Raw genomic sequence first — 2,300 nt, forward strand, 5'->3', positions numbered from 1 at the left:
ACGAATTCCGCTTCGAGACCGGGCCGCTCGACAACCCCTACACCGCCGATGGCAAGGCTTCTGTCGATCTCGGGCTGAAACCGAGTTTCGCCATCGAGGCCAATGGCGCGCAGGTGCAGTTCGACGAGGCGGTGGGCGCCGAAGCCGGCGCCGGCCTGACGCTGGACCAGCGCATCGCGGCGTTCGAGCAAGCGCTGCTCGATATGCCGAAGCCGACCATCCCCGGCACTGTCGAGGTCAAGCTGCCGGCGGTGGTGGTCGGCGACACCACGGTGCGCGACGTGCATCTTTCCGCCGAGCCGGTCGATGGGGGCTGGTCGGTGAAATCGCTTGCCGCGACCTTGCCCGGCCGCACCACGCTGGAAGCGGATGGCATGCTGGTGCTCAATTTGGAAGGGCATTTCGGCTTCAACGGCTCGCTGCTGCTGGCCGTGGCGCAACCTTCCGGCTTTGCCGCCTGGCTGTCGAAGGATGTGGACGAGGCGATCCGCCGTCTGCCGGCCGCCGGCTTCAAGGCCAAGGTCGACCTCTCGCAGAAGCGCCAGGCCTTCAGCGATCTCGAACTGATCCTGGGCAAGGCGAAGTTTTCCGGCCGCATCGATTCCAGCCAGCCCGACGATGCCAAGCCCTCGGTGCTGATGCGGCTCGAAGGCGGTGATCTCGATGTCGACGGGCTGGCGGCCTTCGCCTCGATCTTCGTCAGCGACAAGGGCGCCAATCGCTTTGCCGACCGCGACCTCGATTTCCAGATCAAGGCCGGGCCGGTCAACGCCGGCGGGTTGACCGCCGACACGGTCGACACGGCGCTCAGGCTGCGCGACGGGCTGCTCGAAATCGACCGGCTTTCGGTGGGCGGGCTGGCCGGCGCCTCGATCAGCGCCACCGGCCGGATCAAGGATTTCCCCGCGAGCCCGACCGGCAAGCTCGATGCGTCGGTGGTTGCCGTCGATCTGAAGCCGCTGATCGATGTCGCCGCCCAGCACTATCCCGACAGTGCCGTGCTCAAGGGACTGTCGAGCCGTGCTGCTGCCTATCCCGAGCTGTTCCAGGATGCGCGCATCGACCTGGTGGCCAGTGCGGCCGACAATGGCGACGGCACCACGGGCCTGGCGGTGAGCGGGCAAGGCAAGGCCGGCGGCTCGGCCTTTTCGGCGTCGCTGTCGGGGAAGGGCGCGGTGGACAAGCTTCTCGAAGCGCCGGTGGCGCTGACCTTCAACGCCAAGAACCCTGATGCCACCGCGCTGCTGGCGCTCTATGGCCTGCCGGCGCTGCCGCTCGGCATGCTGGGCGAGGCAAACACCGATATTCAGGCCAAGGGCACGTTTGGCGGCGGCCTGGCGACGAATTTCAGCCTTGCCGGCAATGACTTCAAGGCCGGTTTCGAGGGAACGATCGCCGACACGCCGCAAGGCCTCGCCGCCAAGGGCAAGCTCAGCCTCGATGCCGCCGACATCGAGCCATGGCTGATGACGTCGGGCATCGGCCTGCCAGGCATGGGGGCGGGCATGTCGACGTCGCTCGCCGCGCAGGGCGACTACGGCAACGGCCTGCTGGTGCTGGACGAACTCAGCGGCGCCATCAACGAAGCGGCGGTGTCCGGCGACGTCAATATCGATGTAAAGGACGGCGTGCCACATCTGGCCGGGGCGCTGGCGCTCGACGAACTCGACCTCGATCCCCTGGCGGTGGCGCTGTTCGGCGACTCCGCCTTTCTGGCCGACAAGGAGGGCGCAGCCAAAGACCGGGCAGGCAAGGGTGGCGTGTGGCCGGCGACACCGTTCAGCCAGAAATCCAGCCTGCCATTCACCGCCGACCTCGACCTGACGACGGCAGCACTGGCCGCCGGCCGGTTCGCCACCGCCTATGACGCCGCCTTTTCGCTCAAGCTCGACCAGGAAGGCATCCGCGTTTCGGATCTCAAGGCGAAGTTGCTGGGCGGAGCGCTGACCGGCCTATTCGAGTTGAAGAACAACAACGGCACCGGGCTGTTCTCTGGCCAGATGAAACTGGCGGGCGCCGATCTGGCGACCGTGCTGCCGGATGCCGGCATCAGCGGCATCGGCGATTTCTCGACGGCGCTGTCAAGCAGCGGCAAATCGGTCGAAGGGATGGTGGCTGCCTTGTCAGGCTCCGGAACTGCGGCGTTGAAGGGCGTGAAAGTTGCTGGCCTCAATCCAGATGCGTTCAGTGCGTTCCTCGCCAAGGCGGATGCGATCGGGCGCGACATCGATGCGGCCAAGACCGCCGGCTTCGCGCCCGAGATCGCCGCTGATGGCAGTTTTGCCGCCGGCGATACCGAC

The 2,300-nt window shown here is 66.8% G+C and carries 1 pseudogene; it reads left to right on the forward strand.

The features are described from left to right. Window positions 1-2,300 (forward strand): annotated as a pseudogene (locus EN932_RS34255) (AsmA protein); the annotation flags it as partial.

The organism is Mesorhizobium sp. M7A.F.Ca.US.002.01.1.1 (assembly GCF_004022955.1).
Classification (GTDB): domain Bacteria; phylum Pseudomonadota; class Alphaproteobacteria; order Rhizobiales; family Rhizobiaceae; genus Mesorhizobium; species Mesorhizobium ciceri.